This is a genomic window from Micromonospora lupini (genome assembly GCF_026342015.1).
GTDB classification, from domain to species: domain Bacteria; phylum Actinomycetota; class Actinomycetes; order Mycobacteriales; family Micromonosporaceae; genus Micromonospora; species Micromonospora lupini_B.
On the sequence record NZ_JAPENL010000001.1, the window covers coordinates 1,199,756 to 1,224,362 of the forward strand.

Sequence of the window (24,607 nt, forward strand, 5' to 3'; positions counted from 1 at the left end):
GGGGCATGAGCGAGCAGCACGGCACGGTGGTCATCGGCGCGGGGCCGGCGGGTCTCACGGCCGCGTACGAGCTGCTCCGGCACGGGCGGCCGGTCCGGGTCTTCGAGGCCGACGAGGTGGTCGGGGGAATCAGCCGGACCGTGGAGCGCGACGGGTGGCGCTTCGACATCGGCGGGCACCGGTTCTTCACCAAGGTGCCCCGGGTGGAGGCGTTCTGGCACGAGATCCTGCCGGACGAGGACTTCCTGACCCGACCCCGGATGAGCCGGATCTTCTACCGGGGCGCCCTGTTCAACTACCCGTTGAGCGCGACGAACGCGCTGCGCAACCTGGGACTGCCGGAGGCGGTGCGCTGCCTGGGCTCGTACGCCCGCGCTCGCCTGCGCCCGCCGAAGGACCAGTCGCACTTCGAGGGCTGGGTGTCGGCCCGGTTCGGCTGGCGGCTGTACTCGATCTTCTTCAAGACGTACACCGAGAAGGTCTGGGGCATGCCGGCGGATCGCCTGCAGGCCGACTGGGCCGCGCAGCGGATCAAGAACCTGTCGCTTGCCACGGCCATCCGCAACGCGGTGCTGCCCCGACGCCGCCGCACCGACGTGACGAGCCTGATCGAGGAGTTCCAGTACCCGAAGTACGGGCCCGGGATGATGTGGGAACGTTGCGCCGAGCAGGTGCGCCAGCGCGGCGGCGAGGTGTCGACAGGCGCCTGGGTGACCGCCGTGCACCGCGACCCGAAACGACGGCGGGCGATAAGCGTGACGCTCAACGGCGCGGGCGGGCAGCGCACCGAGCCGGCCGACGACGTGATCTCCTCGATGCCGATCTCGGAGCTGGTCGCCGCGCTGCGCCCGCCGGCGCCCCCGGAGGTGCTGGCCTGTGCCGCCGACCTGCGCTACCGCGACTTCCTGACGGTGGCGCTCGTGGTGCCGGCCGAGTTCTCGTTCCCCGACAACTGGATCTACGTGCACGACCCGGCGGTGCGGGTGGGCCGGATCCAGAACTTCGGCTCCTGGTCGCCGTACCTCGTCAAGGACGGTCGCACCTGCCTGGGCCTGGAGTACTTCGTGTTCGAGGACGACGAGATGTGGCGTACCCCGGATGTCGGCCTCGTGGCCCTCGCCACCGCGGAGCTGGAGCGGTTGGGGTTGGTCCGCCCCGGCGTGGTGGAGGCCGGCCACGTCGTGCGCATGCCCAAGGCCTACCCGGTGTACGACGAGCGCTACCAGCACAACGTGGACGTGATCAGGGCCTGGCTGGCCGAGGCCGTGCCGAACGTGCACCCGGTGGGACGCAACGGCATGCACCGCTACAACAACCAGGACCACTCGATGCTGACCGCGATGCTCACCGTCGAGAACATCGCCACAGGCAGTACGCACGACGTCTGGTCGGTGAACGTGGAGCAGGACTACCACGAGCAGTCGACCGGGAACGGTGGACGGGGCACGGGCCGCGACGCGCCGGTGCTGCCCCGCCGGATCATCACCGCCCCGATCGCCGCTGCGGAGGGTGCCCGCGCAGCCGGCGACGGTGGCCGATCCGCGCAGGCGCCGTTGGTCTGACGCGCCGGTGCACAGCGCTACGGATCGGGCAGGATGACGGCGTGCTGAACCCCGTCACCCTCCGGTCGATCCTGCCCGATGACGAGTCGCTCGTGGAGCGGCTGTGGCAGCTGTACCGGCACGACCTGTCCGAGTTCCGCGGCTCGCTGCCGGACGACGAGGGCCTGTTCACCCGTGGCCGCTTGCCGACCTACCGCACCGACCCGAACAGCTCTGGCTACCTCATCTGCCGGGGCGGGCGGCCCGTGGGCTTCGCGTTCGTCTCCGGCGTGGAGATCCAGCCGCTGCGCATCGCCGAGTTCTTCGTCGTGCGAGCCGTACGCCGCTCGGGTGTGGGTCGTCTTGCCGCCCGGCAACTCCTCACCAGGCACCCGGGCGCCTGGGAGATTCCCTTTCAGGAGGAGAACCCTGGCGCCGCCCGCTTCTGGCGCCGGCTCGCCGTCGAGGTCTGCCCGAAGGGCCACCGCGAGGAACGGCGTGCCGTACCCGGCAAGCCGCACATCCCCGCGGACACGTGGCTACTGCTAGACGACGTCGAGGTGCCCGACGACGGCGAGCCTCGGCGCGTGGATGACGACCTTCTTCGCCGACTTCGCACCGAGCAGGCGCGGGCACTGCTCGACGACGCCGACCCGCACCTCGCGGTGATGCTGGCCTGCGACCTGCTGGTGGCAGGCGTCGACGGCGACGCCGTGGTGGCGCTCGCGTCCGAGTCAGCTCGGACACTGCCCGCGCACGAAGCGAATCGGCGACTCGCGGCGGTCACCGACGAACTCGGACTCCCGGAGCCGGACCTGCCCACCGCGGTGGCGCTTGTCGCGGCCGACACCTGCGAGCGGATCCTCGATCGCAGCATCGCCGCCGAGGTGGGTACGCACGGCCTCTACGTGGTGGGATACGAGGGCAGCCCGCTGCACGACCTGCTCCCGACGGTCGCCGCCCTGGCCGCGCATCTCGAAGACGACCTCGGTGGACGGGCCGACGACGACCTACGGGCCCGGCTCGCCGCGCTGGCCCAGACCATCCTGGCCCGCCTGACACCCGGCAATCAGGAGTGAACCTGTCCTGCCTGCGAGCCCGGGCGGGAGCCCAGCATCAGATCGGGCCGCTGGTGTAGATCTCCGTGCTGCTCTCGTTGCCGATGAACGGGTTGTTGACGGCCCACAGCAGGCCCTCGTCGTACTCCGGCACGTCGAAGTTGCACAGGACCCAGCCGGCGTCCGCTCCGCTGCTGTTGATGCACTGCCGACTCCAGTCCGGTCCCTGGATCGTGCCGGCGGCGGACGCGCCGTTCGCCTTGGTGTCCTTCACCCAGACCCGGTCTCCGTACGCGGCGAAGCACGCCTTCGCACCTGTCGTCGACACGCACCACACATCGACACCGTTGGCCGCCGGTGGCGCACCGCTGGGCGTACCCGTGGTCGCCGACGCCGCCGAGGCGGTGCCGACCAGAACGAGGGCCACTGTCGTCGGCACCATGATCAGCGCACCGACCCGTCGTGCATTCGGCTTCCTACGCATCCGCGTCAACTCCCAGCGTTCACCATGATCGTCATTCCGGTGGACGACGGTAGCAGCCGGCTTGCCGCTGCACGAAGCCGATGTGGACGGTGGCCCATCATGGGCCTGCCACCGACCAGGCTCTGCGTCGCGGCACGACGCCAGCGGCACGACTACGATCCCCTCGTGATCGAGGATCTGATCAGACGGGCCGCCGTCGAGGACGACGACGCGATCGAGGAGCTGTCCACGATCGCGGACGCCGACCCCGCACGGCTGACGCCGCATCTGGGTCGCCTGCTCGACCTCGACGTGCTGTGTCCGGCAAAGCTGTACCGCGCGGCGGATGCCGACCTGGTCCGCCGGGTCATCGAGCAGATCGACGGCGGCCAGACACCCGATCAGCTGAACGACCTGCTCATGATCCTGGCGCACAGTGCTCACCCGTCCGCCGAGAGCGCCCTGCGTCGCTTGTCGACGCAGCCGCCGGCCGGTTCGGACGAGCTGTACGTCAATCCGCTCCGCTACGCCCACGAGGGCGGCTGGGCGGTCGGCTCGGACGGCCGGCGACGGGACCTGTGCGGGGACACCGCGTACCGGTGGATCATGCGCGAAGCAGCGCCACACGCCGATCGGCCCGGCTGCCCTTGGTGTGCCTCGCCGCTGTGGGTTGCCGCGGACCTCGACACCACTGATGCCGACATCGCTGCCGCGCTTGCCCACACGGGGTGGTCCGGGCGGTTGGTGATCGAGACCTGCCACTTCTGCGCCTGCTACACGACGTTGTACAGCCACGTCACTCCGGCCGGTGGGACCACCTGGTGGGCCGGCAACACCCGCCCGGACTACCTGCCGGATGCCGACGAACCGGAGGACCCCCCGACGCTGGCGCCGGTCGTCGGAGAGGCTTTGGCGAGCCCGTATCAGGTCAGCGCCTGGAACCAGGGCGGATCGACGCTTGGCGGTTGGCCAGAGTGGATCCAGGACGCCGAGCACGCCGACTGCCCCGGTTGTGGCGAACCGATGGACTACGTGGGTCTGATCGCCGGCGCGGACCTGGACGACTACGGCGAGGGCGCCTACTACCTGCACCTGCACCAGCCGTGCGGGTTCGCCGGAGTGAACTACCAGCAGAGCTGACCCGTCGAAAGGGTCCCACGACTCAGAACCACGTCCATGGGCGGACCCGCCGTCCGCGTAGGCGCGCGACGCGGGTGGAGTAAGAGCTCTCTCCAGTCCCCGTCGAGAGCAGTTGAAGGCAGGAGGCGGCGGTGTTTGTCTGGGCGTAGGTTCACCGGGTGACCGTGTACGACATCGCCTCCACACTGCCCTCCATCGAGGTGCTGCGGGAGCGCGGCAAGGCACTCGCCGTGCTCGAGCGCATCATCGACTGTGGAGAGCCCCGTTACGCCTACACCCGCCAGTGGGGTGACGACGAGGCGGCGGTGATGGACAACGGTAGCGGCGATGAGTGGACGGTTGTGTTCACCGCCGCGGGCGCGTTCATCCGCGCTTTCGCCCACGAGTCGGCGATGAGTCCCTACCGCGATCCGGACCACGAGCTGTGGGCCGGACTGCTCGACGGCATTCCAGCGGTGTTCCGACCGCTGATCGAGGAACCAGCGTTCGGCGATGAGGAGGGCCGGTTCGTCGCCACCGCCGTCCTGTGGCGGCTCTCCGACGATGACCGTTGGCACGTAGGCGAAGGCATCACGTTCCCCTCTCCCCCGGGACCGCACGGTGACAACGCGCCGGACGGCACCGACCTGCTCGGGATCCTGCTCGACGACATCGTCGACCGGTACGTCGAGTTCGCCGAGGACTACTACGAGATCGAGGTGGATCCGGGGGTGATTGAGCACGTCGTCACGCACCGTCCGCTCACTGACGTCGTCGTACGGGCTCTCAATCCGGAAGCGACAGTTGCCCGGTTACGCGAGGACACCGCCGCGATTGGATATCCGATCCTGGCGGTATGACGTCAGGCCCGAAGGCGACGAGTTGGTTACCGTGACCCGGCAGCAGACCTGGTCCGAAGGAGCTATCCGTGGCACTTGGCAGCGAGCAACGTCGTCGAGAACGCAGGCCGCGCGTCGAAGGGCTCTTCGCCGGCCGGCAGGTTGACGCCGCGCTCGACCTCCTGCACCTCATGGACATGGCGTGGCACGACTGCTACGGCCCCCGGGAGCTGGAGGTGCCGCCCGCTGTGCTCGACGATGTCCTGCTGCTGGCAGACGGTGACCTCGCGGTCCTGATCACTGTTGCTCGCGAGGCGGTCATCGACTTCCGTGATGTGCGGGTCGCTGCCGACGCAAGACGTACGAAGAGCAGGTAGCGGTACGAGTGGATGCCCCACCGCCACTAGCGTGGGTGTGGTGGCAGCAGTTGCAGCGGGAGCCTTTCGTCGGACGGCGATCGAGCGGTCGGACCAGCGGGTCGCCTGGGAACGGGCGGACCAGGCCTTCTTCGCTGCCGGAGCGTGTCACGTCCTCGCCTGGGTCTGTCGAGAGTCGTATCCGGAGCTGTCGATCGAGGTGGCGGCGGTGCGCGGGACAGGCGAGCGACAGGTCTTCCACGCCTACGCCGTCTGGGACGGCTGGGCGTTCGACCATTCGGGCTGGAACCGGGAGGTGGAGTTGCTGACAGTCAACGCAGAGTTCGAGAGCCGCCCACTGGAACGGGTCGGCATCACTGTCGACCTCGCCGAGTTCTGCGCGGAGCACCACCACCGTATGCCGGACCAGTATTGGGCCGACCCGCTCCCCCGCGCTCGCGGTTATGTGGGCCGGCACACCCCGCCGTGGGCCTAGGTAGCGGGTTCACGGGCGGCGGCTGCGGCGACGGTTGCCAGGTCTTCACCGGAGAAGCCGGCCCGGCTCAGCACCGCCAGTGACTTGTTCGTTGCCAGCGTGCACAACGCCAGCTCCGCCGCCTCCTGCTCGTCGGCCCCCGCCGCCAGCAACGCCTGCCGCAGCATCGCCCGCAAACCGTCGATCATGCCGCGGACCATCGCCTGGCTCTCCCCGTCGAGGGCGGGGAACTGCGTTGCCGACACCGTGAGCAGGCAGCCATCCGGGACCGTCGGGTCGGCGATGCGGTTCAGGGTGACCTGCAGGTAGGCGGCGACGACGGCGCTCGGGCTCGGGTGGGGGCCGGACAGTGCCTGCTCGTACAGCGGGTGGTAGGTCTGCGCGTACCGCTCGAGGCTTCTGCGGAAGAGGGTGCTCTTGTCGCCGAAGGTGCCGTAGAGCGAGCCCCGGCCCAGGCCCGTGCCCTCGGTCAGCCGGTCGATGGAGGCCTCCGACCAGCCCCAGCGCCAGAAGACGTGCATCGCGCGCCGGAGCGCCTCGTCCACGTCGAATTGCTTGCGGCCCGCCATGGTTCGTCAGTCTACACATCTTGTAACGATCGTTCCAGGAGTCTTGTACCGATCGTTCCAGCATGCGTATGGTGACCGGCATGACACACCTGAGTTCGCTACGGTTGCCCGACGGGTTCACCGACGTCTTCACGAGCCGGCTCGTGGAGGTGAACGAGCTGCGGTTGCACGCGGTCACCGGCGGGGACGGTCCGCCGCTGCTGCTGATCAACGGCTGGCCCCAGACCTGGTACGCCTGGCGGGACGTGATGCCCGCGCTCGCCCGCGAGCACACAGTCGTCGCCGTCGACCCGCGCGGGGCCGGGCTGTCCGACAAGCCCGACGACGGTTACGACGCCGGCGCACTCGCCGCCGATCTGGTCGCTCTGATGGCCGCGCTCGGACACGAGCGCTTCGACGTGGTCGGCCACGACATCGGCATGTGGACCGGTTACGCCCTCGCGGCCGATCACCCCGAGCGGGTGGGCCGGCTCGCCGTCGTCGACGCCATCATCCCCGGTGTCACGCCGACCCCGCCGTTCTTCAGCCCGGCCGCGGTCAGCCAGCGGTTCTGGCACTTCGGCTTCAATCAGCTCACCGACCTCAACGAGGAGCTGGTCCGAGGCCGGGAGCGACTCTTCTTCGGCTACCAGTTCGCCAAGAAGGCTGCCACCCCGGACGCGATCCCGGAGTACGCCGTCGACGCCTACGTCGATGCGATCGTCGCGGACCCGCGCGGGCTGCCGGCGAGCTTCGCGTACTACCGGGCTCTGGACGAGACGAGCGCGCAGAACGAGCAGCGCAAGAAGACCCGGCTGACGCTGCCGGTGCTCGCCGTCGGCGGCGCGCGGTACACCGGCGCGGCTGCCGCCGCGACGATGCGGCTGGTGGCCGACGACGTCACCGAGGTGATCATCGACGACTGCGGCCACTACGTGGCCGAGGAGCGGCCCGCCCAGTTCGCCGAGATCCTTGAGGACTTCCTGCGATGATCGCGGCGCTTCTGCGCCGGTGCCGCCCTGGCCGGGTCACCGCCGGCCAGGGCGGCGGTCGCCACCCTGGTGTCATCCGACCCGAACGTCCCGGTCGGACGCGGCGGGCTCGGTGGCCGACGACGGTGCCCGCCCGGGCAGCAGGAGCGGGGTGGCGAGCAGAAGAACACCGGAGCTGGTGATCGCCGCGAGAGGGCTGGCGAGTGCAGCACGCGAACCGCGATGAGCGGAAACGCGCCGAAGGCGAACCACGTGCCGTACGTGCTGACGGCGTAGGCCGACCACAACCAACCGAAGCGGGACCCCAACCGCGCGCGCATCCGCCCCCTCGTGACAACCGACGTCCGGGCAGCACACCAGCGCCGGCGACGTCGGCGCAAACAACCGGTGCTCGGGCGTGTCACAACCATCGGTTGTACTCCCCGGCATCGCGCCGCTCAGCGAGTGGTCGGACTTCTACGATCAGCTCGCCACCGACTTCGACCTGCGCATCGACGCTGCGGGGCCCCACTTCGGCGACGAGGTGCTGCTCGACATCCTCGCGGACTCCGCCGACGTGGCGACCCTCGTCGGCGCGCGCGACAGGTACGTCTGGCCGACGCGCCACGACCTGCGCCGCATCCCGATCGGGAAGCCCACGCTCGCGTACCCGCTCTCGCTCATCCTGCCGCGAGCGAACCCGCACCCGGGGTTGCGGGCGGTCATCGACCACTGCGCGAGCCTGACGCCGCTGCCCGCCACGACCTGGCGGCCGTCCTGGGTGCCGACGCGGTGATACCGGCCCTCAGCAGGACTACCTGATGTCCAGGCCGACCGGGACGCTCTGCCTGACGGTGCCGCCCATGGCGCGGAGCTGCGACAATGCGCGTTCGGGACGGTCCGGCGGCGAACGCGGCGGGGCTCGCGTCGACTGCGGCGCGACGAAAAGTATTGTCCGGGGCCGTGTCGATGCGCCGGCCGCCCGTTCGACGTGGGGGTGCGCGGGTCGAGAGGCGGCCCGCCGGAGGAGGAGAACGCGATGTCGACGTACATGCTGATCTTGCGAGGCACCGACGAGTCGAACGCGGCCCTGATGGCCTCGATCGGCGAGGCGATGGCCGCGACCCGTACGTTCATCGAGGAGATGGTCACGGCGGGCGTCCTCCTCGCGGCCGAGGGGCTGGACGATCCGGCCCGGGGTGTCGTCGTCGACTTCGGCGGCGCGGCCCCGGTCGTCACTGACGGGCCGTACGGCGAGACCAAGGAGCTGTTCGGGGGCTACTTCCTGCTCGATGTCGCCTCACAGGAGGAGGCCGTGGAGTGGGCCAGGAGGTTCCCGGCGGTGCGTGGATCCAAGATCGAGGTCCGGCGGGTGGCCGGGACGGACGAGGTCCCGGGCGACGGCCTTTCCTGATGGGTACGGCCGACGTCGAGGCCGTCTGGCGGATCGAGTCGGCGCGGATCGTGGCCGCGCTGACCCGGTTCACGGGCGACTTCGGGCTGGCCGAGGACGCCGCCCAGGAAGCGGTGGCCGAGGCGCTGGTGTCGTGGCGGCGTTCCTCCCCGGCCAATCCGGCCGGATGGCTGATGGCCACGGCCCGACGGCGGGCCATCGACGCGATCCGCCGCCGAAGCGCGCTCCGGGAGCGATACGCCCTGCTGGCGGCCGATGCCGCGGTCGACCCGGTCGCCGGCTCGCTGGTCGACGAGGACATCGACACCGACCGGATCGACGACGACGTGCTGGCCCTGATGTTCGTCAGCTGCCATCCGGTGCTCTCCCCCGAGGCCCGGGTGGCGCTGACCCTGCGCGTGGTCGGCGGCCTGTCCAGCGAGGAGATCGCCCGCGCGTTCCTCGTGCCCGTGCCGACCGTGCAGGCCCGCATCACCCGCGCCAAGAAGACCATCGCGGCGGCCCGGGTGCCGTTCGAGCTGCCACCGGCCGCCGAGCGTCGGGAACGGCTGGGAGGCGTGCTCAGCGTCCTGTACGTGATCTTCACCGAGGGGTCGACGGCCACGTCTGGCGACCGGCTGCTGCGCCCCGACGTCGCGTACGAGGCGATCCGGCTGGCCCGGACGCTTGCCGCGCTCGCGCCGGACGAGCCGGAGGCGCACGGTCTGCTCGCGTTGTGCGAGCTGACGGCCGCGCGCTTCCCGGCCCGGACCGGCCCGGACGGCGCGCCGGTGCTGCTTGAGGACCAGGACAGGCAACGGTGGGACCTCTCCGCGATCCGTCGCGGGCTGGCCGCGCTTGCCAGGGCGTCGACCCGCGGGCTCGGCCCGTACGGCCTGCAGGCCGCGATCGCCGCCACCCACGCGGCGGCGCCCTCGGTCGAGGCGACCGACTGGGACCGGATCGTCGGGCTCTACGAGGCGCTCGGCCGGGTCGCGCCCTCACCTGTGGTCGACCTCAACCGGGCCGTCGCCGTGGCCATGGCCTCGGGCCCGGCGCGGGCTCTGGCCATCGTGGACGAGCTGATCGCCGCGAACCGGCTCCCCGGATCGCACCTGGTCCCGACAGTACGCGGCGAGCTGCTGGCCCGGCTCGGACGGCGACCAGAGGCGCGCGCCGAGCTGGAGCTGGCCGCCCGCCTGTGCGCCAACCAGCGCGAACGCTCGGTGCTGCTGCGCAAGGCCGCCACGCTCGGCTGACGTTATATTGACACTTTTCGTTACGACAGTGATAGTAACTGCGTACCGCTCCCATCGGATCGCCTGTGGGGACCCCGCCGGGTGGTCGACGTGTTCGCCTCGACCTGGCCCGTGGCCTGCGCTGACCACTGCTGTCGCAGCGCGAACGACAAGCCGCCACCGTCGCCGCAGGGAGCCCCACCGTGACATCCGCTGGAGGGGTGCATGAGAAGGAGATCGAAGATCTACGCCGGGATGGTGACAGTCGTCGTCCCGGCCGCCTCGGTGATCATGATGCTCGGCGCGACACCTGCCGACGCCGCCGTCGGCGGGTCCGGGCCCTATCCCGCCGACTACGAGACCTCGGCAAGCCTGGCCAACCACACCATCTTCCGACCCCAGACGCTCCCGTCCGAACGCCTGCCCATCTTCGTCTGGGGCAACGGCGGGTGCTCCGCCAACGGCCTCTCCCAGGGCAACTTCCTGCGCGAGATCGCCTCCCACGGCTTCCTCGCCATCGCCAACGGCGCCCCGAACGGATCGGGCTCCACCACCTCCCAGATGCTCACCCAGTCCATCGACTGGGCCGTCGCGGAGAACTCCCGGCAGGGCAGCAAGTACTTCAACAAGATCGACACGACAAAGGTCGCCGTCGCGGGCTTCTCCTGCGGAGGGCTTGAGGCGTACGCCGTCTCCAACGACCCGCGCGTCACCACGACGGGCATCTTCAGCAGCGGCCTGCTCAACGACGCCGACGACTACCAGCTCCGGAGGCTGACCAAGCCGATCGCCTACTTCGTCGGCGGTCCCAGCGACATCGCCTACCCGAACGCCATCGACGACTGGGGCAAGCTACCGGCCGGGCTGCCCGCCTTCATGGGCAACCTCAACGTCGGTCACGGCGGCACCTACGACCAGGCCAACGGCGGGGAGTTCGGCCGGGTGGCGGTGCTCTACCTCAAGTGGCGTCTCAAGGGTGACACCACTGCCGGCGCCAACTTCGTCGGCTCCGACTGCGGCCTGTGCCACAGCCAGTGGACCGTCCAACAGAAGAACCTGACACTCGACGACGGCACGCCGCCCACCACGCCTCCGCCGACCACTCCCCCACCCACCACGCCCCCACCGACCACACCGCCACCGACCACACCCCCGCCCACCACACCCCCGCCGACCGGCACCCCGGCCTGCACCGCCGTCTACTCCGTGCAGGACCAGTGGAACGGCGGATTCGTGGCCACCGTGACCGTCACCGCGGGGACCTCCGCGCTCACCGGCTGGCGGGTCACCCTCACCCTGCCGAGTGGGGCTTCGGTCAGCTCGCTGTGGAACGGCGTTGCCAGTGGCACCAGCGGCACCATCACCGTCGCCAACCAGAGCTACAACGGACGACTGGCGGCGGGCCAGACCACCAGTTTCGGGTTCCAGGGCACCGGCAACGGCAGCGGCGCCACCGCCGCCTGCACCGGTAGCTGACGCTGGTTGGCTCGGCGCGGGGGCGCCGGCCCGCCGAGATCCACTCGACTTCCCGGAAGTCGAGGTGTCCGCTGACCGGGATGGACCGGTTTCACGGAAGTCGAGTGGATCATGCGGCGGGACAGGTCAGGTCTGTCGCCACACCTGGAACGTCTGCTGAACGCGCCACGTGCCGTCGGACTGCCGTGCCTCGTTGCGCCAGCGGAACGCGTCGACTGCGATGTCGGAGAAGGTCCACCGCAGATCGCCGCCGTCGAGCACGATCTGCTCGCCGACGCGAGCCGCCCGGAAGGTGTGCGTCCGCTGCCGTCCCGGCCCCACCCACGTCGAGCGCCAGATCCCCGGGCCGGCCGCGGGATCGGGGAAGCGCACGCTCACGCCGTGTTCGACTCCGGGCAGGATCCAGACATCGGTCGTCGCCCGACCGGCCAACGCGTACCCGAAGTGCCACTCGCCGCGGCGGACGGTCGAGGACCCGTCGGGGTCGTACTCCGTGCAGTCAAGCGTCCAGGAGCCCGTGAACTGTCCGAACAGGCTAAGGTCGACGCCGTCGGCCGGGCCTTCCGCGAGGAAGGCGGCGCCGACGGCAAGGGATGAGGGGCGCGGCATGCCAGAACGATAGCCAGCGGGGCGGCCACCCGCCCGCCGACGCGGGCACGCTCTCAGGAGGGCTTCGGGGCCTCGTACGGCGGGGCCACACCCCAACCCCAACGGGGTACGGGCGCCTGCCGGACCGGGTCCGCGTCCGGCTGTGAATTGTGTACGGCCAGCCGAGTGCCCCACTCGAGGTAGCTCGTGAAGGCGGCCCGGAACTCCGGATCATCGGGCAGGTCGACCTCGTCGGCGGCGTCCATCATGAGGTTTACCCACCGTCGACGCTGCGGCTCGCTTATCGCCCTGCCCAGGTGCTTGCCGACCATGTGGCGGTAGCCGCCCCGCCGGCCGGTGTAGGCAGCCGGCCCACCGAAGACCTCGGCGAGCCAGACCGCCACGTACCGGGCGTGGTCGGGGTCCATGGTCGCGAACATCGGCGCGAGGAGGTCGTCCGAGCGAACCAGGCGATAGAACGCGTCGCAGAGCTTCGTGAACGCGTCGATTCCACCTGCCCACTCGTACAGGCTCGGCGGCGCGGCGCCACCAGGGCCGGCAACCGACGTTCGGGCGTAGTGCCGCATCTCCTCGATGTCCTCGACGTACGGCTTGACGGCGGCGAAGAACCGCCCGAACACCGGGCCGCCCCGGAACCCGTTCAGGTGCCCGTCGACAGATGTCCAGGTGATGCGCAGCACGTGGCAGGCGGGGTCGTCCAGGCAGCGGCTCAACTCGTAGTCCACACACTCCGGCGCAGCCCTCAGCTCGCCGGCGGCCCGCTCGTACGCCGCCTCGAAGCCCTCCAGCCGCTCCGGCGGCACGCGGTACCTGATGTACTCGATGACCATGGGTACAGCCCAACACCCGCGCCGCTGATGATCAAGTACGCACCATCTGGTGCGTACCGGAGGAGACCACGATGGCCAAGCGTTACCACTGCCCGGTGGAGTTCGCCGTCGACGTCATCGGCGGCAAGTGGCGGCCGGTGATCCTGGCCCACCTCAAGGAGGGCGTACACCGCTACGGCGAGCTGCGCCGCCGGATGCCCGGGGTCAGCGAGAAGATGCTTACCCAGCGGCTGCGGGAGCTGGAGGCCGACGGGCTGATCCTGCGACACGACCACGGGACCACTCCCCCGCACGTGGAGTACCGCCTCACCGAGGAGGGCCACAGTCTGGCCCCGGTGTTGCAGGCCCTCTACGACTGGGGGGCCGCGCGGGCGGCACGTACCGGCACCACAATCGAGGAGACCGGCTGAACGGTCCCCACCGGCCCTGCCCTGCTGCCGTGTCCAACGAGCGCACGTTCGAAGAAGTCGCCGCCCAGCGATTGGCCGATACTGCTCGACGTGAGTGAGACGGCAGGTCTGGGCCGCTGGAGTGTGGCCAACACGGCACTGCGGGCCGCTGCCGACCGGTTCGCCGACATGGTTGCCACGGCCCCGTCGCCCACGGTCAAGGTCACCGCCGACTGGACTCTGGCCGACACCGTCGCGCACGTGGTGTCGATCGCGGTGCTGTACGTGTCCCGACTGGAGGGCACCGAGGTCCCCATCCGGGTGCCGGGCCTGGAGGACATGCTCGCCGTCACGAACGTCGACACGGTGACCGACGTCAACAACCACGTCCTCGCCCACTTCGCCGAGCGGGATCCGCGAGTCCTGCTGTCGCAGCTCGACACCGCGGTCGCTCACCTCCTGGCCACGACTGTGCATCCGCGGACGGCGGTGAGTTGGCTGGGCAACGCGCGCGTGACGGTCGGCGGTCTGTTCGCCCATCTGACAAACGAGCTGCTCGTGCACGGCTGGGACATCGCGCGGACGCTGCGGCGTCCGTGGCCGATGCCGGACGAGCACGCAGCGCTCTACTGGGACCTGTTCATGTTCGACATGCTGCGCGACTCGTACGGGGTGCTGCTGAACACCGCGCTGCCGATGCCTCGCCACCACGTGTCGGTGCAGTTCCGATCCCGGTTCACGCCGCCCACGACGCTGACGCTCGGCGACCGCAGGGTGTGGATCGCACCGCCCGACGGCCCGTTCGACGTGCGCGTACGGTTCGAGCCCGCCCGGTTCAACCTGATGATGTTCGGCCGGATCAGCGTCGCTCAGGCGGTGCTGCGGCGCGACGTCGTCATCGGCGGGCCGAGGCCGTGGCGGCTGCCCGCCTTCCTCCGGGTCGTGCACATGCCCAACGGTCGGCTCGCGCCGGGGCCAGGGCGACCGAAGGCATGATCGCTGGCGGCCGGCCGTCAGCTGGCCCGGTAGGTGAGGCAGCGGCCCTCCGGCCAGCTGTGGAGGCTGTTGAGCTCGGTCGCCGGGGAGCGTCCCTCCGGGACGGCGTTTAGGGAGCGGCTCGAAACCCGACTCAATCCAGAATGAGGGTGACACACGTCGATACGTCAGGCCGTCCGGAAGACCTTACGGATCACGCCGGACGAGCCGTTACACTGCACGGCCATGCGCTCCGGCGAGATTCTCGACCAGCTCGACACCGCGGCCGGAGACTTCAGTTTCCCGGACCTGGGCAACGGCTACTACTACGCGGTCGATGCGCGGCTGCACGCCTACCGTGACGCGCACCGGTGGGCGCTCATCGTCGAGGCGGTGGGTTACTCGCCGAGGGCCGGCAACCTCATCGACATCCTGCACGTCTTCGGCAACTGTCTCACCGAGGGGCAGCCGGGCTACGACAACGAGGACTTCCTGAATCGCGTCGACAACCCCGACGAGATCGAGGACGTCGACGAGCCCGAGATCTACTGCGGAGACTCGATAGTGGTACGAGGCCGGCGGATCCCGGTAGCAGCCGAGCCGGGCGAGGAACTTGTCGACGTGCTTCGCCGGCTCGTTCCCGACCACCGGGAGCTGCTCCTGGCCGACGAGGTCGAGCTGCGGCGGCGGATTCCTGCCGACCTCCCGGAGATCCTGCGGTTGGATCAGTGGCACCACCCAGACGTCGCCCAGGACACCCTTCCCAGTCAGTCAGTGACCTTCCGCCAGCTCGCCGACGTGCTGACGACAGGGGACGCGAGTCGGTACGCACCGGACCTGCCACCCAACACACACTGGTCCCACTGGCCGGAGTCCGGGAGCCTGTAGCGCCCCAGGGCCGTGCGGCACGGGCGACGTGCCAGCGTGCCCGACACCAGCTCGACTGGTACGACTGAGTCGGCAGATCAGTGCCCAGAGTCGGGGGACGCCGGCTCGGGAAGGCTCGCGACGACGAGCTCCACGGCTTCCGCCGCTGTTGTGGCCTCACCGACAAGCTGTTCATAGCCTGGGGTGAAACCCGGTAGGGAGGGCCGCCGCAGACGATGAAGGGCAGCTCCTCCCTCGGGCCAGCTGGGTACGGTTGCCGCGCGGTCCTGAAGAACTTCAGCGTCCCGTGTGTGGGAAGCGGGAAGAGCGTTCGCAGGGTCGGGTCTTCGTAGGCGGCTTTCACGACCGGATCGCCTGACCACCAGCCAGGTGTGTCGTCAAGGAGCTCGCGCCACGATTGGGCGGCCTCAATCTTTTCGTCCATCGGGGCATCCTCTCCCGCGGCGTCGCGCCCGCTTACCATGGCGTGCTCACAGATCTGGGGAGCGTGTGGAGTGAGCCTCGATATCTTCGTGTGGACACCTGACGACGACGCCCACGCCGGTCGGAATGTCCTCGCGGACCCGCCTGACACCAGCACTGCCGTAGGAGCTGAAGCCTTTCGTCACACGTTGTGGGGTTCCGCGGCCGCTCGGCGTCTCGGTGCGACGCTCCTGCCGCAGCTCGCCGACATCACTGTCGAGAACCGTGGGAATCTCCAGGTCTCTCCGGGCCAGCTCGACGCCTTCGAGCGGGAGTGCGGGCTCTTGGCGGACAACGTCGAGCGCCTGTCCGCCGCGACTGGTTACGACGGGGAACGCATCCTCCGATACCTGGCCAACATGCGTCACGCCGTGGAGCGCGCCAGGGCGGTGGGCGGCGGCGTCATCATCTGGTAGTGGCATCAGGGGTGTGCAGGGCGTCGGGCGTGACATCAGGGGCGGGCCGCGCCCTCGTTGGTGGTGCTCGGCTGCGGCCGGAGCGCGGTCAACAGACTGTCGAGTTGACCCCAGGCCCGCGCGCTGGCGACGTGGTCGATGTAGTCGCGGGACTCGATGATGAGTCCATCGCGGATCCGCATCACGAAGACGCACGGCACCGTGAATGCCTCGCCCGTCTCGGCGACCCGCCCCTGATAGGCGAACTCGGCGACAATCACCTCCGGGTCCGCCGTTTCATGGATCGTCACGCCGACCGGCTTGCGGTTCAGCGTCCGGCTGACCGGAGGCGACGCGGTGAAGTGCTCGTGCAGTTCGCGGCGGCTCCGCAGCGGCGGCGGGTTGAGCGGGTGGAACGGATGCGTGACATGGGTCTGCTCGGCGTACAGGTCGGCCAGGTCCTCGAACGGACCGTCGCAGACGCCGTTCACCAGTCGGAGGAAGGTCTCGCGTGGGCTGCTCATTCCGGGCTTCCTTCTGATTTGTCGATGGCGATGACGGGAAAGGCCCGGCGCACGTCCGCCAGGAACTCGTTCCGCCGCGCGGCGTAGGTGCTGACCGCCGCCCAGAGCGCCTCCAACGCGGCCTGGAGCGGGTCCGACTCACCGGCGGCCACGACTGCCGGCAGCGCCATCGCGATCGGGTTCACCGGGGCGTCGAGAACCGCGCCGAGCGGGTCGGCCGGGCCGTGGCCCGCCGGGCGCAGCGAGACGAGGGAGAACGTGACGGGCGGCTCGCCCAGGACCCGCGTCCACAGCGCTCGGGGGTCGGCGAACTCGGCGGGTAGCGGCAGCCCTCGGTCAAGTGCCGTCCACGCCGGCGTCATCCAGTCGAGGTCGGCGATGCCGGCGAGGGTGAGCGCCCGTCGTGCCGCCCAGATCGCGATCTGCCGCTGCACGGCGGCCTCGGCAGCGGCCACCCCGTCGACCAGGTCCCGGTCCAGCAGAACGATGCCGTGAACGTTGCCGCGAACCTGTCGGAGCCGCTCGGTCGGCAGACGTCCACCCCAGCGCCGCAGCTCATCCCGCCTGCGGTACTCCTCGTCGCGACGTTCCCGCTCCGACCGCCTGAGCTGCTCGGCTTCGACCTGCTCCCACAGGCTCGGCGCGGGCGGTAGCCCGGCTGCCCAGCCGTGCCAGTAGGCAGCGGCTTGGCTGGTCTGGCGCAGGATCGCGTCGGCGCGCGCCACGGCGTCGCTCGGGTCGCCGCCTGGCGAGCCCTCCGGCCAGAAGCACAGCAGGTAGCGGTCCGGCCGCCGATCCATGTACGTGTAGTCGCCGTCGTCCAGCTCGTCGGGGTCGAGCCCGCCGAACGGGTCGCTCCCCTCGTCCATGCCCGTGGCGCAGTACCGCACGCGGTAGGCCGGCAGCAGGCCGGTGTCCTGTCCTTCGGGGATCAGCGGCAGCTTGGCGAGTGACCCGTCGCCCCAGGGAACCAGGTCGACCACCGCGTCCCTCGGCCGAAACGACACCTCCACCACCTCCTCCCACTCCTCCGCCGCGGCCGACGGCTCACCGTCGTACACCTCGATCCGGAAGTGGACCCGCCCGGAGTGCGTGCCGGTCATCAGGAACAGTGCGTCCGGCTCGCCGGCCCCGCAGAGGCCGTTCGCCTGCCCGGCGAACGCCCCCTCCATGTTCGGCAGCTCGCGACTCGTCACGTAGATCTGCCCGTAGTCGACCGGAGCCGGGCCGTCGAAGAGAACGCGCATCGGCAGATCCTGCCACCGACCGGCGGGCGTCCGCTGCCCCCGTCGGCCGTCCCAGCTGTCTCACCCTCGGTGGTGTGGCAGGTCCGTCCAGTGGGCCACTGTGGCATCGTCCGGGACCTGAGCGTCAGGCCCAGGGTCCCTCTGGGCTTCGATCTGCCGGACACGGTCGATGACGCCGGACGGGCCGTGGCTGGTGAGCAGCTCCAGTACGCCGGGCCAGTCGGTCAACCCGTACGGGCTGACGATCCGGCTGGCGCCGTTGCTGAGCAACGCGATCCCGTTGAGGTCGTCAAGGGCGTGGCTGCCGGTCACCGCCTCCCGCGCCGCGCGTGGGTCGTCCTTGGCGATCCAGTAGCCGCCCGGCCGGTTACGGCGCGCGCGCAGGGCCACGGCGCAGGAGGCGCGGACGCGGTCGTACGCGGGTGTTCCGGGTGTGACGCCGCTCAGCGGCGCTGAGCACCCCCGCCTGGCGATCACCTCGCGTTCGTCGGTGACCACCTGCGGGCCACCGCCGACATGGTCGAGGACCAGAAACGAGTCCGCGAGCAGGAGATGGTCCAGGCGTCCCCGGTGGGCGCGGACCATCAGGACGGTGGCCTGCGGGCTGCTGGGGTTCGCGATGTCGCACGTGGCACTGTGCGCGACGGCGATCTCGCCGATGGCGCTGGCGAGGATGTCCGCGAGGTCCCGTCCGTCGTCTCGCGACAGGCCACCGAGCAGCGTGCTGCTGAGACGGTGGGTGTACCAGGCGACTCCGTGCGCGCAGAGCCCTTCGGCGCCCGGAATGCCGGCGCCGTCCAGCAGCACGACCGCGCCCGGAACAGCCCCGATGAAGTCCTCGTTCGGCCGACCGGCCCCACCGGCGCTCGTGGCCAGGCTGACGTGCACTCGTGGGCTCCTCGCTCAGAGTCGTAGCGCGAGCTTGCCCACGGTAGCCCGTGCTTCCAGGTCCGCGAGTGCCTTGGGCCCCTCGGCGAGCTCATAGGTGGTGGGCTGCCCGGGCCCGAGCACCCCGGCGGCGATGAGGCCGAACAGCTCACCCATGAGCTCACCGAAGATGTGCGGTGCGGCCTGGATGAGAATGCCGATATTGAGGCCGATGACGTGGACCTGGTGCTTGTAGACCAGATCCCAGTTGGTGATCGCGGCTTCTCCGCCAGCCAGGCCGTAGACGACGACCCGACCGGTGACCCGCTTGGCCGCGGCCAAACTGACGTCAAGGGTGGCTCCACCCACCGACTCCAGCACCACATCGACGCCTGCGCCTCCGGTCAGTCGCAGGACGTCGGCGGCCAGGTCGCTGCTACGGGAGTCGACGACGTGGTCGGCGCCCAGGGCTCGTACCGCCTCGTGTTTGCCGAGTGAGGCAGTGGCAATCACTGTCGCGCCGTAGTGCTTGGCGATCGTCACCGCAGCTTGACCGGTTCCGCCGGCAGCAGCGTGGATCAACACGGTCTGCCCCGCGACGACCCCGCCCAGGGGCTTGAGCGCAGCCAGTGCGGTAGGCCAGTTCACGAGCAGGCCCAGCGCCTGCTCGTCGGTCCAGCCCGGCGGGACGGGGACCGCCGCGGCTGCGGGCAGCAGCATGTACTCGGCGAATGCGCCACCTCCGATCGAGACACCGACGACGTGAGTGCCGACTTCCAGACCGGTCACTCCCTCGCCGACGGCGGTGACTTCACCGGCGCCTTCGATGCCGGCGAGATACGGCGGCTGCGGGCCGCCCGCGAACGTGCCGTGAGCCTGTGAAATGTCGACGAAGTTGACGCCGGCGGCGACGACTCGGATCACGGCCTCGCCGGGGCCTGGCTTCGGTACGGGCGCGTCGGTGATCAGGCGCAGGTCTCCAGGGCCCGTCAGAGAACTCTGCTGCAGGGCGCGCATGGTCGAGGGAGTACTCACGGCAACCGACTCCTTATTGGTCGAACGACCAACAAATCCTGCATGGCTGCGTGATGGAGGTCAAGGTAATCTTGGTCGGTCGACAAAGAAATATGGAGAACCGTCTGATGGCAGCACGCGGCAGGCCGCGCACCTTCGACCCGAACACGGCTCTGCACCGGGCGCTTGAGGTGTTCTGGGAACGGGGTTACGAAGGCACCTCACTGAGCGACCTGGCGCAGGCCATGGGAATCGCCTCGGGGAGCATCTACGCCTGCTTCGGCAGCAAGGAAGACCTGTTTCGTAAGGTCATGGCGCTCTACGGCACGACCTCAGGCGAGCCGCCCCGACGCGCGCTGCGGGAGCAGCCGACCGCCCGGGCCGCGATCAACGCCATGCTGCGCGCCACCGCAGATGAAATCACCCGCGCGGGGAAGCCGCACTACTGCATGCTCGTCCTGGCTGCGCCCACCGGAGCGGCGGAGAACCATGCGGTCCGGGAGTTCCTCGCCGACGGACGGCGCGGCCAGCACAGTGCCATCAAGGAGCGGCTTGCGCGCGGTGTTGCCGACGGTGAGTTCACCACGTCGTCCGTCGCGCTCGACGCCCTCGCCCGCTACTACGCCACAGTGGTGCAGGGCCTGTCCGTGCAGGCGCGCGACGGCGCCACACGAGCGGAGTTGGAACCGGTCATCACCTGCGCGATGGCGGCGTGGGATGCACTGACCTCCACCCACCCGTAGCGCGTCACCCGCGCAAGGGGTCCTTCACCGCCCGAGTCACGACCACCTACACCAGCGGGGAGACCCGCTCGCTCAACCTGACCGTCACGGTTCCCCCCGGCCAGTCAGGTCCGCACACGACCTCAACTCGCTCGATATCACCGCGAACCGTCCCACGTTCGACCAGGCTCGCGAGGGGCGCCGACAGGCGGGCCCTGCGGCTGCGCGCGGCTTGTCGGCAACCGTTTCTGGACTTGCCGGTCCATTATTTACGCGCCACAGTCCGTGACAGCGCCGAGCAGCGGCTCGACCGTTTCCGGAGATGACGGGGGAAGACAATGGATCTGCAGCTTGCCGGCAAGCGCGCTCTGGTTACCGGCGCGAGCAGCGGTCTCGGCGCCGAGATCGCGGCGGTCCTGGCCGGCGAAGGCGTTGCCGTGGTGGTGCACGGCCGGGACCAGGCCCGTACGGAGCAGACCGCCCAGAAGGTAGGCGGGCAGGCCGTGATCGGCGACCTCACGACCGATGTCGGCGCCGAGGCCGTGGCTACCCAGGCCGGCGAGGTGGACATTCTGGTCAACAACGCCGGCAGCTACGATCCCGAATCAGGGTGGTCCGACCTGAACGCGGACGCGTGGGCCGACATGTACAACCTCAACGTGCTCAGCTCGGTCCGCCTGATCCGACACCTGGTCCCCGCGATGCGGGCCAAGGGGTGGGGGCGTGTCATCCAGATCGGCAGCGTGACCGGTGAGACGCCGTCGGCGGGGCAGCCGCACTACGCAGCCAGCAACGCCGCCCGACTCAACCTCGCCCGGTCGCTGTCCCGTGACCTCAAGCACACGGGAGTGACCTCCAACGCCATCGCGGCCGGCGCCATCCTGGTTCCCACCACCCGCGAGTACCTCCTGGAACTCGGCCGCGAGAACGGGTGGGGTGAGACGTGGGAGGAGGTGGAGCGCAACGCTACCCCGATTCGCGCCGGCACCGACGTCGGCCGCATCGGAGAGCCCCGCGAGTACGCCGACCTCGTCGCCTACCTCGCCAGCCCAATCTCCGGCTACCTGACCGGCGCCACCCTCCGAATGGACGGTGGCAGGTACGACAGGTAGCCGCGGAGGGAGCCGCCCAGCACCGACATGTCGTCGACGACGGCGGGGCGGTGCGGGTCAGAGGTCTTGCCTGACCTTCGCGATGTCCAGATCCAGCAAGGGGCCGAAGAACCTGGTGAAGTCCTCCAGGGAGTCCGATCGGAAGATTTCCCCCGTACCGTCCAGGACGGCCATCGTGCCCGACGGAAGGTCGAACAGGTATCCGACAACCTCCTCGTCCCTGAGAAGGACGAAGACCTGTGGCACCTCCGCCACGACGACCGGCGGGATCCCCGGCATCGACGGCTTGCTCGCGGGACGCAGTTCTTCTGGCTCGCCACATCTTCCACTCACGGACACCCTCCTCCGAAGGAACCCCGACGCACCGGTCTCGTCGGGTGACCCAGCCCGCAGACCTCACCCGCACCACATTGTCTGGGGACAATACCCACACGATAGTGTGGGGACAATCTGAACCAGAGTCAAGGATTGTCTTGGGACAACCGGGGAGGGCGTGGACGTGCCGCTGCACTCGCGCTACCTGAACATCGCGTCCATGATCCGCGAGCGGATCGAAGCCGGGGAATGGGAGCCGGGTAAGCGGCTTCCGACCCTCAACGATCTCGCTGCCGAGTACGACGCCAACCGCGACACCGTCGGGCGGGCCATCGCCCTGCTGGAGACCGAGGGCTACGTGTGGGCCGTCCAGGGGCGGGGCATTGCCGTTCGATACGGCACGATGCGCCCACGACGGCCCCGCGGCGATCTGGTCAAGCGCAACGAGCAGGCAACCGGATACTCGTTCCCTTCAGCGAGCGGCCAGGAGGTGTGGGTTCGTCACGGGACGGCCGTCAACGCTCCGGCCTCATTGGACGATCCCCGCATCGCCAAGCTCCTCGGGGTTGAGCCGGGCACCGAAGTGCTCCGCCGGTTTCGGGTCACCGGGCCAGCGTCCGAGGCTCCATTCCAGATCAACATCTCGTGGATTCACCCACGCGTCGCCGACATCGCCGCCGATCTGGACGCGAACCCGGCGGCGGGCGAGTGGCTGTACCACATCGAGAACGCCGGCCACTGGCCGATCAGTTGGATGGAGATTCACCGCGCCCGGATGCCCAGCAGAGACGAAGCAACCCTCCTGGAAATCCCCACCAACCTTCCCGTACTGGAGATCGTGCGGGTCGGCACCTCGGGAGGCGACAAGAAGCCGGTCGAGGTGACCGAGTACGTCGTGGCGAGCGACCGAGTCGAAACTGTTCACGTCCTGCACCGCGACACGAACGCCAAGGAGCCGTGGCCCGACGTCGATCCGAGGAAGGGGTCATGACCGTGGCCCTCAGCATCGAAGCCGCCGGCCGGACCCACCAGGGCCTCGTTCGCAGACGAAACGAGGACTCCCACAGCCAAGGACAATGGCTCTACGTCGTTGCAGACGGTCTCGGCGGCCACGTCGCCGGTGACGTCGCGAGCAGCACAGCCATCGCTGCCGTGCAGGCGTACGACCGCGCGGCGGATCCGGATAATCTTGCTGACTTCTTGGGGCGGGCCATCCACCAAGCGAGCTTGGCGTTACGCCGGAAAGTCCGCGAGGACCCGAAGCTGGCGGGGATGGGAACCACCTTTGTCGCTCTGCTGCGCTCCGGCAGTCATGCGGTCGTGGCGAATGTCGGAGACTCCCGCGCCTACCTGATCCGACGCCACGGCTCCCACGACAGTGCCCTGGTCCAGATCAGCGAGGACCACACCTACGAAAACCTCGTCGCCGGCGCTGAGGAGGTGCCCAACCTCCCCGAGAAGCTGACCCGCTTCCTCGACGGGCGGGACGACGGCCGTTCGGCTGACCTCACGCCGCTCCGCCTCGAGCCCGGCGACCGAGTCCTGTTGTGCTCCGACGGACTGAGTTCGTACGTGCCACACGAGCAGATACGAGCCGCGCTCGACTCCGACGGTGGCCCCGGGGAGATCGCCGACCAACTCGTGGCCCTGGCGATCGACACAGGTGGGCACGACAACGTCACCGTAATCGTCATTGACGTGGCTCAGGGCTGACGAACCCGGCCCGACGACGATTCGCCTACCGCCCTTGCGGAACTAGGCTTTCGCCATGCTGGTCATCGAGGGCGCGGGGCGGTGGACCGCACCCGCCGGAGCCGCCAACGACTGGGTCGAACAGCTCAGAACGCCGGACCTGTCGGTGGGAACGTACTGCATCCCGGCGGGCGGTCTCGACGATCAGAGCCCGCACACCGAGGACGAGATCTACGTGGTCACCGCGGGGCGGGCCCGGATCGTGACTCCGGACGGCGGGGCCGAGGTGGGGCCGGGTTCGGTGATCTTCGTGCCGGCCGGCGAGGAGCACCGGTTCGTCGAGGTGACCGAGGATCTGGCGCTGCTTGTGGTGTTCGGCCCGGCGTACGGCTCGCGCGCTCCGGTTCGGCGGGCCGAGTAGGCGGCCGAGATCGCCGAACCCGCGGCGCCTACGTCGAGACGGGTGCTGGGCCGTGTTTCGGAGTTGCTCGTGTTGGGCCTGCTCGACACGATGGGTAGCCTGCCGGCATGGCAAAGGTTGTCAGCTACCTGGAGATGAACAACGCCACGGACCTGCGACCCGGGAAGGTAGTGCCGGACCTTCTCCTACGGCGCGTTGACGGTGGCCTGCCGCTCGTGCGTGCCACAAATGCTCAGGTCGGGTCCCCCTACGGGTGGCGGAGTGCCTCTCGGACGAACGACGAGTGGCAGGAGCTGGTGCTGTCTCGTCCGCTGCGCCAGTACTGGTTCATCGCCCTGCGGGACGAGACCGTGGGGGTTGCGAACGTGGAACCCCAACCCGGCGGCGATGTGGAGATCACCGCCTTTGGGCTGTTGCCGGAACATGTCGGGACGGGTCTCGGTGGCCATGCGTTGACGCTGACCATCAGGCAAGCCTGGGCCAGTGCGGCCGTGGAGTCCCCGGCGGTGCGCAGGGTTTGGCTGCACACCTGCTCGTTCGACCATCCGAATGCGCTAGGCAACTATCAGCGGCGCGGCATGACTGTCTATCGCACCGAGATCGAAGCCGAGTGATGGTGGCTCGGGCCGAATCTGGAGCGTGCCCGG

Annotated in this window: 30 protein-coding genes and 1 pseudogene; 21 read left to right on the forward strand and 10 right to left on the reverse strand. The window is 69.5% G+C overall.

Annotation, left to right across the window (positions count from 1 at the left end):
* Positions 1–5: 5 nt before the first annotated feature.
* Together OOJ91_RS05525 and OOJ91_RS05530 are read left to right on the forward strand one after the other, a co-directional pair.
* On the forward strand, positions 6–1,562 hold the full coding sequence (locus tag OOJ91_RS05525) for an NAD(P)/FAD-dependent oxidoreductase (protein WP_266243193.1): 1,557 nt from the start codon (positions 6–8) through the stop codon (positions 1,560–1,562).
* Positions 1,563–1,603: 41 nt separating this feature from the next.
* The gene (locus OOJ91_RS05530; protein ID WP_266243195.1) at positions 1,604–2,620 is read left to right on the forward strand and encodes a GNAT family N-acetyltransferase; all 1,017 of its coding nucleotides are present in this window, start codon (positions 1,604–1,606) and stop codon (positions 2,618–2,620) included.
* A gap of 37 nt (positions 2,621–2,657) precedes the next feature.
* Here the strand turns inward: OOJ91_RS05530 and OOJ91_RS05535 are convergent, their stop codons facing one another.
* On the reverse strand, positions 2,658–3,083 hold the full coding sequence (locus OOJ91_RS05535) for a hypothetical protein (RefSeq protein WP_266243197.1): 426 nt from the start codon (positions 3,081–3,083) through the stop codon (positions 2,658–2,660).
* Between the two features lie 99 nt (positions 3,084–3,182).
* Between OOJ91_RS05535 and OOJ91_RS05540 the strand changes: the two genes are divergently transcribed.
* From OOJ91_RS05540 to OOJ91_RS05555, 4 genes are all read left to right on the forward strand, one after another.
* Entirely contained in the window at positions 3,183–4,202 is a 1,020-nt protein-coding gene (locus OOJ91_RS05540) for a hypothetical protein (protein WP_266243200.1), read from the forward strand.
* A 158-nt stretch (positions 4,203–4,360) separates the two neighbouring features.
* Positions 4,361–5,041, forward strand: a complete 681-nt coding sequence (locus OOJ91_RS05545; RefSeq protein WP_266243202.1) for a hypothetical protein — start codon at positions 4,361–4,363, stop codon at positions 5,039–5,041.
* 68 nt (positions 5,042–5,109) lie between these two features.
* Positions 5,110–5,397: a hypothetical protein gene (locus OOJ91_RS05550; RefSeq protein WP_266243205.1), complete on the forward strand. Its 288-nt coding sequence runs from the start codon at positions 5,110–5,112 to the stop codon at positions 5,395–5,397.
* Between the two features lie 40 nt (positions 5,398–5,437).
* Positions 5,438–5,872, forward strand: a complete 435-nt coding sequence (locus OOJ91_RS05555) for a hypothetical protein (RefSeq protein ID WP_266243207.1) — start codon at positions 5,438–5,440, stop codon at positions 5,870–5,872.
* Here OOJ91_RS05555 and OOJ91_RS05560 read toward each other — a convergent pair.
* Positions 5,869–6,441, reverse strand: a complete 573-nt coding sequence (locus tag OOJ91_RS05560) for a TetR/AcrR family transcriptional regulator (protein WP_266243210.1) — start codon at positions 6,439–6,441, stop codon at positions 5,869–5,871. The genes OOJ91_RS05555 and OOJ91_RS05560 overlap by 4 nt on opposite strands.
* 80 nt (positions 6,442–6,521) lie before the next feature.
* On the opposite strand from OOJ91_RS05560, the gene OOJ91_RS05565 reads away from it, so the two are divergent.
* From OOJ91_RS05565 to OOJ91_RS05585, 5 genes are all read left to right on the forward strand, one after another.
* Entirely contained in the window at positions 6,522–7,412 is an 891-nt protein-coding gene (locus OOJ91_RS05565; protein ID WP_266243213.1) for an alpha/beta fold hydrolase, read from the forward strand.
* A 397-nt stretch (positions 7,413–7,809) separates the two neighbouring features.
* The gene (locus tag OOJ91_RS05570; RefSeq protein ID WP_266243214.1) at positions 7,810–8,187 is read left to right on the forward strand and encodes a hypothetical protein; all 378 of its coding nucleotides are present in this window, start codon (positions 7,810–7,812) and stop codon (positions 8,185–8,187) included.
* A 243-nt stretch (positions 8,188–8,430) separates the two neighbouring features.
* Positions 8,431–8,805: a YciI family protein gene (locus OOJ91_RS05575; protein ID WP_266243216.1), complete on the forward strand. Its 375-nt coding sequence runs from the start codon at positions 8,431–8,433 to the stop codon at positions 8,803–8,805.
* Positions 8,805–10,043: an RNA polymerase sigma factor gene (locus tag OOJ91_RS05580; RefSeq protein ID WP_266243218.1), complete on the forward strand. Its 1,239-nt coding sequence runs from the start codon at positions 8,805–8,807 to the stop codon at positions 10,041–10,043. The genes OOJ91_RS05575 and OOJ91_RS05580 overlap by 1 nt, the downstream gene beginning before the upstream one ends.
* A 204-nt stretch (positions 10,044–10,247) precedes the next feature.
* A complete protein-coding gene (locus OOJ91_RS05585; protein WP_266243220.1) occupies positions 10,248–11,498 on the forward strand; it encodes a cellulose binding domain-containing protein in 1,251 nt (416 codons plus the stop codon).
* Positions 11,499–11,624: 126 nt separating this feature from the next.
* Here OOJ91_RS05585 and OOJ91_RS05590 read toward each other — a convergent pair whose 3' ends face one another.
* Positions 11,625–12,107 carry a hypothetical protein gene (locus tag OOJ91_RS05590; protein WP_266243223.1) on the reverse strand — a complete coding sequence of 161 codons (483 nt, stop codon included), beginning with the start codon at positions 12,105–12,107 and terminating at the stop codon, positions 11,625–11,627.
* 53 nt (positions 12,108–12,160) lie between these two features.
* A complete protein-coding gene (locus OOJ91_RS05595) occupies positions 12,161–12,937 on the reverse strand; it encodes a group II truncated hemoglobin (RefSeq protein ID WP_266243225.1) in 777 nt (258 codons plus the stop codon).
* 71 nt (positions 12,938–13,008) lie between these two features.
* Here OOJ91_RS05595 and OOJ91_RS05600 point away from each other — a divergent pair, with 71 nt between their 5' ends.
* From OOJ91_RS05600 to OOJ91_RS05610, 3 genes are all read left to right on the forward strand, one after another.
* The gene (locus tag OOJ91_RS05600) at positions 13,009–13,347 is read left to right on the forward strand and encodes a winged helix-turn-helix transcriptional regulator (RefSeq protein ID WP_266243228.1); all 339 of its coding nucleotides are present in this window, start codon (positions 13,009–13,011) and stop codon (positions 13,345–13,347) included.
* A 90-nt stretch (positions 13,348–13,437) separates the two neighbouring features.
* Positions 13,438–14,322: a maleylpyruvate isomerase N-terminal domain-containing protein gene (locus tag OOJ91_RS05605; RefSeq protein WP_266243230.1), complete on the forward strand. Its 885-nt coding sequence runs from the start codon at positions 13,438–13,440 to the stop codon at positions 14,320–14,322.
* A 225-nt stretch (positions 14,323–14,547) separates the two neighbouring features.
* A complete protein-coding gene (locus OOJ91_RS05610; RefSeq protein WP_266243233.1) occupies positions 14,548–15,189 on the forward strand; it encodes a DUF7003 family protein in 642 nt (213 codons plus the stop codon).
* Between the two features lie 193 nt (positions 15,190–15,382).
* Here OOJ91_RS05610 and OOJ91_RS34460 read toward each other — a convergent pair.
* A pseudogene (locus OOJ91_RS34460) lies at positions 15,383–15,652 on the reverse strand (DUF6193 family natural product biosynthesis protein); the annotation flags it as partial.
* 31 nt (positions 15,653–15,683) lie between these two features.
* Between OOJ91_RS34460 and OOJ91_RS05615 the strand changes: the two are divergent.
* Positions 15,684–16,067: a hypothetical protein gene (locus tag OOJ91_RS05615; protein WP_266243236.1), complete on the forward strand. Its 384-nt coding sequence runs from the start codon at positions 15,684–15,686 to the stop codon at positions 16,065–16,067.
* A 35-nt stretch (positions 16,068–16,102) separates the two neighbouring features.
* On the opposite strand, the gene OOJ91_RS05620 is transcribed toward OOJ91_RS05615, so the two are convergent.
* The 4 genes from OOJ91_RS05620 to OOJ91_RS05635 are packed head-to-tail and all read right to left on the reverse strand — an operon-like array spanning position 16,103 to position 19,701.
* Positions 16,103–16,570: a nuclear transport factor 2 family protein gene (locus OOJ91_RS05620; RefSeq protein WP_266243238.1), complete on the reverse strand. Its 468-nt coding sequence runs from the start codon at positions 16,568–16,570 to the stop codon at positions 16,103–16,105.
* Positions 16,567–17,817 (reverse strand): hypothetical protein, encoded by a 1,251-nt coding sequence (locus OOJ91_RS05625; protein WP_266243240.1) that lies wholly within the window; start codon positions 17,815–17,817, stop codon positions 16,567–16,569. The genes OOJ91_RS05620 and OOJ91_RS05625 overlap by 4 nt, the downstream gene beginning before the upstream one ends.
* Before the next feature lie 60 nt (positions 17,818–17,877).
* Entirely contained in the window at positions 17,878–18,705 is an 828-nt protein-coding gene (locus tag OOJ91_RS05630; RefSeq protein WP_266243243.1) for a hypothetical protein, read from the reverse strand.
* Between the two features lie 15 nt (positions 18,706–18,720).
* Positions 18,721–19,701: an NADPH:quinone oxidoreductase family protein gene (locus tag OOJ91_RS05635; protein WP_266243244.1), complete on the reverse strand. Its 981-nt coding sequence runs from the start codon at positions 19,699–19,701 to the stop codon at positions 18,721–18,723.
* A 110-nt stretch (positions 19,702–19,811) separates the two neighbouring features.
* Here OOJ91_RS05635 and OOJ91_RS05640 point away from each other — a divergent pair, with 110 nt between their 5' ends.
* Entirely contained in the window at positions 19,812–20,441 is a 630-nt protein-coding gene (locus OOJ91_RS05640; RefSeq protein WP_266243246.1) for a TetR/AcrR family transcriptional regulator, read from the forward strand.
* Positions 20,442–20,758: 317 nt separating this feature from the next.
* Positions 20,759–21,532 (forward strand): SDR family NAD(P)-dependent oxidoreductase, encoded by a 774-nt coding sequence (locus tag OOJ91_RS05645; RefSeq protein ID WP_266243248.1) that lies wholly within the window; start codon positions 20,759–20,761, stop codon positions 21,530–21,532.
* A 57-nt stretch (positions 21,533–21,589) separates the two neighbouring features.
* Here the strand turns inward: OOJ91_RS05645 and OOJ91_RS05650 are convergent, their stop codons facing one another.
* The gene (locus tag OOJ91_RS05650; RefSeq protein ID WP_266243250.1) at positions 21,590–21,865 is read right to left on the reverse strand and encodes a hypothetical protein; all 276 of its coding nucleotides are present in this window, start codon (positions 21,863–21,865) and stop codon (positions 21,590–21,592) included.
* Between the two features lie 166 nt (positions 21,866–22,031).
* Between OOJ91_RS05650 and OOJ91_RS05655 the strand changes: the two genes are divergently transcribed.
* The 4 genes from OOJ91_RS05655 to OOJ91_RS05670 all read left to right on the forward strand — a co-directional run bounded on the left by OOJ91_RS05655 (position 22,032) and on the right by OOJ91_RS05670 (position 24,574).
* Positions 22,032–22,838, forward strand: coding sequence for a GntR family transcriptional regulator (locus tag OOJ91_RS05655; protein WP_266245277.1), 807 nt, complete (start codon positions 22,032–22,034; stop codon positions 22,836–22,838).
* A 2-nt stretch (positions 22,839–22,840) separates the two neighbouring features.
* Complete coding sequence (locus tag OOJ91_RS05660) at positions 22,841–23,560, forward strand: PP2C family protein-serine/threonine phosphatase (protein ID WP_266245278.1); 720 nt, start codon at positions 22,841–22,843, stop codon at positions 23,558–23,560.
* 55 nt (positions 23,561–23,615) lie between these two features.
* Positions 23,616–23,960: a cupin domain-containing protein gene (locus OOJ91_RS05665; RefSeq protein ID WP_266243253.1), complete on the forward strand. Its 345-nt coding sequence runs from the start codon at positions 23,616–23,618 to the stop codon at positions 23,958–23,960.
* Positions 23,961–24,067: 107 nt separating this feature from the next.
* Complete coding sequence (locus OOJ91_RS05670) at positions 24,068–24,574, forward strand: GNAT family N-acetyltransferase (RefSeq protein WP_266243255.1); 507 nt, start codon at positions 24,068–24,070, stop codon at positions 24,572–24,574.
* Positions 24,575–24,607 lie beyond the last annotated feature (33 nt).